The sequence below is a fragment of the Brunnivagina elsteri CCALA 953 genome (genome assembly GCF_002289455.1).
Lineage (GTDB): Bacteria > Cyanobacteriota > Cyanobacteriia > Cyanobacteriales > Nostocaceae > Brunnivagina > Brunnivagina elsteri.
The window spans coordinates 1-6,956 of the sequence record NZ_NTFS01000351.1 but is presented as its reverse complement, the minus strand read 5'-3'; the positions used below and the strand labels follow the sequence as shown (position 1 = coordinate 6,956).

General features: G+C 38.0%; 5 protein-coding genes and 2 pseudogenes. 4 read left to right on the top strand and 3 right to left on the bottom strand.

The window, feature by feature from the left end; all coding sequences use genetic code 11:
• A partial coding sequence (locus CK510_RS23450) for a VOC family protein (RefSeq protein WP_211293276.1) occupies positions 1 to 430 on the bottom strand: 430 nt, incomplete at its 3' end.
• Positions 431 to 809: 379 nt separating this feature from the next.
• Positions 810 to 2,165: a pentapeptide repeat-containing protein gene (locus tag CK510_RS23445; protein WP_095723979.1), complete on the bottom strand. Its 1,356-nt coding sequence runs from the start codon at positions 2,163 to 2,165 to the stop codon at positions 810 to 812.
• A 775-nt stretch (positions 2,166 to 2,940) separates the two neighbouring features.
• Between CK510_RS23445 and CK510_RS23440 the strand changes: the two genes are divergently transcribed.
• Positions 2,941 to 3,684 (top strand): tetratricopeptide repeat protein, encoded by a 744-nt coding sequence (locus CK510_RS23440; protein ID WP_095723978.1) that lies wholly within the window; start codon positions 2,941 to 2,943, stop codon positions 3,682 to 3,684.
• 523 nt (positions 3,685 to 4,207) lie between these two features.
• On the opposite strand, the gene cbiD is transcribed toward CK510_RS23440, so the two are convergent.
• Positions 4,208 to 5,290, bottom strand: coding sequence for a cobalt-precorrin-5B (C(1))-methyltransferase CbiD (cbiD, locus tag CK510_RS23435; RefSeq protein WP_095723977.1), 1,083 nt, complete (start codon positions 5,288 to 5,290; stop codon positions 4,208 to 4,210).
• Between the two features lie 174 nt (positions 5,291 to 5,464).
• Here cbiD and CK510_RS23430 point away from each other — a divergent pair.
• From CK510_RS23430 to CK510_RS23420, 3 genes and pseudogenes are all read left to right on the top strand, one after another.
• Positions 5,465 to 5,593 (top strand): annotated as a pseudogene (locus CK510_RS23430) (CAB/ELIP/HLIP family chlorophyll-binding protein); the annotation flags it as partial.
• A 168-nt stretch (positions 5,594 to 5,761) separates the two neighbouring features.
• Positions 5,762 to 5,947 (top strand): annotated as a pseudogene (locus CK510_RS23425) (DUF2949 domain-containing protein).
• Between the two features lie 71 nt (positions 5,948 to 6,018).
• A partial coding sequence (locus CK510_RS23420) for an ATP-dependent metallopeptidase FtsH/Yme1/Tma family protein (RefSeq protein WP_143289399.1) occupies positions 6,019 to 6,956 on the top strand: 938 nt, incomplete at its 3' end.

The following is a 6,956-nucleotide window of genomic DNA, read 5'->3' as shown; positions in this document are numbered from 1 at the left end:
CTATTTCCTCCATTTGAATTAAAGTATGACTTAGAGAACCCCAAGCTTTAATTTTGCAAGATTTACAGTTAATCCCATTTTGTTGATATTCGTAGATGGGTTGTAAGATTTCCGTACCGTAGCTTTGAACCCGTGTAATTACTTCTTCAATATCTTCAACCAGAAATACCACATCAGCCACACCTGGGGGATGATGTTGTAAAAATCCAGCAACTGGACTTGTGGGTAATATGGGGGAAGATATCACAAAACAAATCGAATCGCTTTTAACAACTTCCGTATTGGTGTGAAATTCCTGTTTCCTCCCTTTATTAAGTGGGTTGAGCGGAAGCAGATAATTTTCTACTATCTCGAAACCCAGAATGTCTACAAACCAATCACGCCAAATTTTAGCATCTTCCACATAAAAGTGGATATGTTCAATTTTCATAATTTATGAAAATCCAGCCTCGCACCGTATCTGCTTCTAGATTTTGACTGTTTTTGCAAGTTTTCGGCTCATTCTTAAGCAATAACATTTGTTGTGTTTGTAACTTTTTGCTCATTATTCAGGCTTTATTTTCAATTTATATTTCTTTACATATTATCTACTCACATATAATATAAAAATTTTAAATATTTTTTACTGGAAAAAAGAAGACGTTCCACCGGAACGTCTCTACGATAAACTTATATACCCGTTCTCGAATAAAATACACTTATTTTGCTCCCCTTCTCTGTTAGGGGTTGGGAAGCATATTGGATGCAACCGAGAAACCTATAATTGGGTTATTACCATAATTTGGGAATGACTTTAAAAAATCTAAAATTTATCGTCCTAACTTATTGGGAATACCTTCACAACCACCGGGAATAGTGCCGCGACTTTTTTCCCCACACCAAGCACAGCAATAGTAGCGTAATGGTTCCGACATGCGCTGAACACCACTAAAATCAGCACTTTCCACAACAGTACCTGTATTTTCCCCAGTTTGGTAATTGGGTCGTTCGGTACGACTGCGGGGTGATGCGGTTTCTGCCGAACCGTAGAAAAAGCGGATTGAATTTAAATCAGAATTACTGAGGTCAGCTTCGTATAAAATTGTGCGAGAAAGATTTGCCTTAACTAAATCGCAACTATTGAGATTGGCACGGACTAAATTGGCTTCGGAGAGGTCAGTCCAGCGTAAATCGGTATTTGCGAGGTCAGAACCTGCCAGCATCACACCCAAATCGATTACCCGTAACCCATCTAATCGGTCTTCCGCATATCCACCAATACCATCAAGAATGGCACGTCCAAGATGGCGATCGCGCTTTAAGGGGGTTAATAATTTTGAGCGTGATAGAAAACGCAAAATTTTAGCTTTCCCACTACCATCAACACTACTGAGAATTGCGGCTGTACGTCCTTCAGCAATAGCACGTTCTTGAGGCCAATCTTCTAATAAACCTTCTTCATCTAATACTAAATCGGAAACACCTTGGAAGTAGGAATCGATTGTTTGTTGTTGGGTAATGATATTTTGTTGAACGGTGAGGAGGTTTTGTTGGATAGTTAAGTCTTTGGAGATGACATATTGTCGCCAAGCCACATAAACGGCGATGATAGCGATGAGGATTTGTCCTAATGCACCAAACCATTCTGCAAGGGTTCCCGAAGCTTCCCAGTTGATCCGTCTTCCCCAGCGCAGAATATCATCAGCAATGCCTGTGAAACGGATGATGCCAACCAGTGCGGCGATGAGTCCAAAAATACCGAGAATTACGGTACGCTCTTTGGGGGACATCCATTCCTTGAACACTTCTTGTAGCCAAGGGGAAAGCATCGCTAGGGATAAAATTAAAGTCGCCACAGTACCGAAAGCACCGATAATCCAGATATTTGTCGCGATACCAGTAAAAATCAGTGCGATCGCAATAGTGGTGATTAATAATGCTCTTGGTTTCGCTACAGCCGTACTAGGTAGACGTGATTTCAAGCTGGAACGTGCTTGTTTTAAGGCATTGGTATTTTTGGGGGATTGCAACGAACTAATGGCAGCTAAAGCCTGTTTTGCTGCCAAACCATCGGGTGTAAAAGAGTCTTCCCCTACCCCATCAAAGTCATCAGGTAGCAAGTTATGCTCAAGACTTACCTCGTCTGGTGGTAACTGGGATGGGTTGGAATTAGATTCAATCGTCATGCTTTATATTTTCGCCCACCTGACTCAATTCAACAGTTGTCTTATCGTAACTGTTACCGGGCGGAGTTCGGCAAGTCTACAGGTGCTTTTTTGCGACTATTTTAGGTAGAACGGAAACCGATACTGCTAAATGTTGAACCAAGGCTTTAATTGAACTTAGAGTTTTAAAATAAGCGAACGCCCAGTGCTACGTCTCTACATATTTTCTGGAGATGTCTACGGATGATTTTCGGACGGTATGGTTCGAGCCGACTGTGATAGAGTCGGGAACTGAGTTGCTCTGCAAGGAAAGACTTAAACAGGGATACCCTAATCTGGTTTTTGTTTTTTGATAAAATAATCATATTTCAGAGAACAATAAATGGTAATATTGTTTAACTGTAAATAAATACGAATAAATGCCAAAGCCACACCAAAACTAATTTCTTTGTTGGCTTTAATTAAGCTTTCACAGATTACAGCTTTTATTTAATAAAGGTTTGGATATATTTTTTTTGTAAAATATCTCTCAAAGTTTACATTGCTAAATATTGAGCTTGATGTCTTGCCTTAAAAATTAAGGTTTCTGGAAAGAGATAATAGTGCCGAATATTAGTGCTGATAAAGTAATCAAAGCATATAGGAGGTTAAAATCAAGCAAATAAATAGTTATTCAATGAATCTTAGATAGCTAATAAAAAGAATCAGTAAAGAATAGTGTATTTAGTATTAGTTCACACTTTTTTTGATAAATTAAAAGCTTTACGATGATATTTACGAATTATGTAGGTACAACATGACCTCCTGGAGAAGCTTTGTTGCCTCTGGTTTTATGACATTGTTGATGTTTGGCTGTGGTGATACGGCAAATCCACCATCCGACTATACACAGCAGGTTGTACAGGAATCGAATGTTGCCCAATTACTAAACGAAGTCCAAGCAACTCAAAAAGTTGATAGTTTGTTTCGTGAAGGAAATAAATTATTGAACTTACATAAGTACCGCGATGCAATTGTAATATACGACAAAGTGCTAGCGACAAAACCAGACTTTGCAGAAGCTTGGATTAATCGAGGAAATGCATTGACTGCTTTAGGTGCTTTTAATGATGCTTCTGCGTCTTATGAAAGTGCAGTTAAAGCCAATCCACAAGCTCATGAAGCTTGGTATAATCAAGGCAATATTTACAGTCGATTAAAACGCTATCAAGAAGCAGTATTAGCTTACAATAAAGCCGTTACAATTAAACCAGATAAAGAGGAAGCTTGGATTAATAAGGGAATAGCTTTAAGTAAATTGCGACGTTTTCCGGAAGCAGTAGCAGCATACGACAAAGCGATAATTATTAATCCCAATAAAGATTTAGCTTATTACAATAAAGCTTGTACTTACGCATTGCAGAATAATGTAGACGCAAGCATTGAAAATCTCCAAAAAGCGATAAATTTAGTCCCAAATAGGTACAGAAAGTTAGCTAAATCTGATAGTGATTTCACCAAAATTCGCAAAGACAAACGCTTCCAAGAACTATTGAATTAGTTATAATTAATCATACTACAATTCAATTTAGCATTTCCTTATTCTTTCTGTATCTTGGCGGTTGTAAAAAAATAGAAGAGTTTTAAGCTTTAGTCTGAATTAAAATATACCATACCATGATTAATGATTTTTTGAGTAATATTGTAGGGGCAAACAACCGTTTGCCCTTATTTGTGTTTATTTTCCCTTATTTACGTTGTATCTAAACAAAAAGCTATACTAAAAACGGGTTACAACTTTACTTTTAAATTGCGTAAAAATTTTAAAGATGCTGCCCTACGATTCGCTAGCTACAGCATGACAGAAGTCCAGACTTTACCCTTTTGCAGTATATATTCTTTATTTTCTTCCCTTCTTCAAAGGGCAGGGTTGTTTCATTTTCCGTCTGAAAATAAGTTTAGCACACGGTATTGGAGGGACAGGGAGACCCGGCCCCTACGACTAACCTAAATTCAAACGAAAAAATAAGACTTCCAGATTTTTCTATAAAGAATGAAACATCCCTGCTTCTTCAAACTATATTTTATTCTAAACGTAGAGATTTAAGCTCTTTTGCTGTCGAATTCTGACTAATAATCTGTCCTTTCCTGTCAAATAAAATCGTCCCTACTTTCATCGAAACATCTGCATATTTTTTCACATAATTTTCAGCTTTTTGACTAATTTTATCTGCAAGTAATGTAAATACGGAGTCAGATAATCCTAACTCAACTAAATATTTGTATGCTGCATCTGCCGTATCTTGATTTAAAATAGTTTTTACCATCTCTATATCTCCCCCGACTTCAACAACGGCAGCGCTAATTATTTCTAACTTCCCATCAGCAATGTGACTCGAAGTATTAAAAATACCCCCAGCCAATTTAATTAACTTACCCTGATAACCAATTAAAAGTACAGATTCTGCACCATACAAACCTGCCTCTACCAACATTGCCCCAATCCAATTTCCTGTTGAGATAATTACCTTTGCTGGAATTAATAATCGTTGAGCAACTTGTTGACCATTACTACCAATACAAAATACTAAGTTTGGATATTCCTTGACTTTATCCTGCAAAACTAACTTAAAATCTTCGAGTTTTTCTAGAGTTGAAAGTGGTTGAGAAATACCACTCGTGCCTAACAAAGATAATCCCTCCAAAACTCCAAAAGCTTCATTTGATGTTCTTCGCGCTAACTGCCTACCTTCAGGCAATATTATTGACACAGTTACAGTTGTGTCTACTGGAATTATTGGTAATAAATTGACATCAAATAAACGACGGGCAAATTCATAAATGGCAGCTTCTCCAGTTGCGGTTTTCCCTAATCCCTCACCTCCTTCTAATATTAAACTTTCCTCTTGTCGCTCAGATAATTTTACGATTGCCCAGATAGGAGTATTCCGAGTCAAATCCAAATTGTCTCCAGGTTCGCTAATCGTAATAGCTAAAGCGCTCGATCTATCCAAAGATGCGACTTGCTGAATCGGAATATCTACTATTTCTGGAAGCAAGTCTAAAGAAACTGATGACATTGTTTTTTTTGCCTGCATCAAATACAGCAAAGCTGCCTTAGCTGCTGCGATCGCAAAAACTGGAAGTGTGTAACCTGTTTGAGCCATTATTCAAGGAATTTCCTTCGCTGACACAATTGTACTTTTTACTTAGGTACGGGAATCCGACTTAGTTCTTTGGTTCACAGAACTTAACTTTTTTGTTAAGTTTAGTTACATAGATAGAAAACAACTGCCTAAATCGAGGATAAACTTATGAAAAGCGCTAACAGCACAAACGAACCTAAATTTGGCTTTACCCTGTATACAGAACAGCTTAATGGTCGTCTAGCGATGATTGGATTTGTTGCTATGATTATTACAGAGGTTGTAACTGGACATGGTTCTTTGGGATTTTTGACTGGTCTTTAATCTAAAAACTCTCAAATAAGCCAAAAAGTCAACAGTAGAGGCAGGATTAATCTTGTCTCTATACAGCCAAATTAATACTCAAATCCTTAACTTAATCTCATCAGTTTTTAATTAAGTTGTTTTACTTCACCTCACCAGAACTCGTTTTTTACGTTATTTAACATTTTAATGGAAGCTATTACACAATTAGCTAGCTTCTTAAAAGAGGAGTTGAATATTTCTGCTGGAGCCATCTCTCTAGGGTTGCGATATTGCGAACAAAATCCAAATTTCCTACCCATTAGACTTTGGTAGTATGGTTTGGTGACTCTAGATCAATTATTTCAGATTTTCGATTGGTTAGAAAAAGTATAATTTCCTTGCTTGATTTTACTTAGATAAATTGCATGATTAATGTTTGAAATCAATCTTTATTGGTGACATAAATGTCAATTAAACAACAACCCAAACAACCTCGCGGACGTATCATTGCCAACATTTTACTAGCAGTATCTGGATTGTTCCTGCTATTAAACTTAATATTACCTAGTATATTCCCCTCTGGACCTGCTGGTGTTCCCTACAGCTTATTTATCCACCAGGTACAAGAAGGGGAAGTGGATCGGGTTTCTGTGGGACAAAATCAAATTCGCTACCAATTGAAAACCGAGAATGGGGAACCAGGTAATGTATTCGTCACAACTCCGATATTCGATTTGGAACTACCAAAACTCCTAGAATCTAAAGGTGTTGAATTTGCGGCAACACCTCCACCCAAAAATACTTGGTTTTCGACTGTCATTAATTGGGTGGTTCCACCATTAATTTTTGTTGGCATTTGGCAGTTTTTTATGTCCCGTGGTGGTGGCGGTGGTCCCCAAGGTATGTTATCCATTGGTAAAAGTAAAGCAAAAGTTTATGTGGAAGGTGAATCTGCAAAAATCACCTTTGCAGACGTGGCTGGGGTAGAAGAAGCTAAAACTGAGTTAGTTGAAGTTGTGGATTTCCTGAAAACTCCCGCCCGTTTTACGGAAATTGGTGCGAGAATTCCCAAAGGTGTATTATTAGTGGGACCTCCCGGTACAGGTAAAACCCTGTTAGCGAAAGCGGTAGCTGGGGAAGCAGGAGTACCATTTTTCAGCATCTCCGGTTCGGAATTTGTAGAGTTATTTGTTGGTGTGGGTTCTTCACGGGTAAGAGATTTATTTGACCAAGCAAAGAAACAAGCTCCTTGTATTATATTCATTGATGAATTGGATGCCATTGGTAAATCTCGTAGCAGCAATGGCTTCTACGGTGGTAACGATGAGCGGGAACAAACCCTTAACCAATTACTGACCGAAATGGATGGTTTCGCTGCTGGGGGTGCCACGGTGATTGTTTT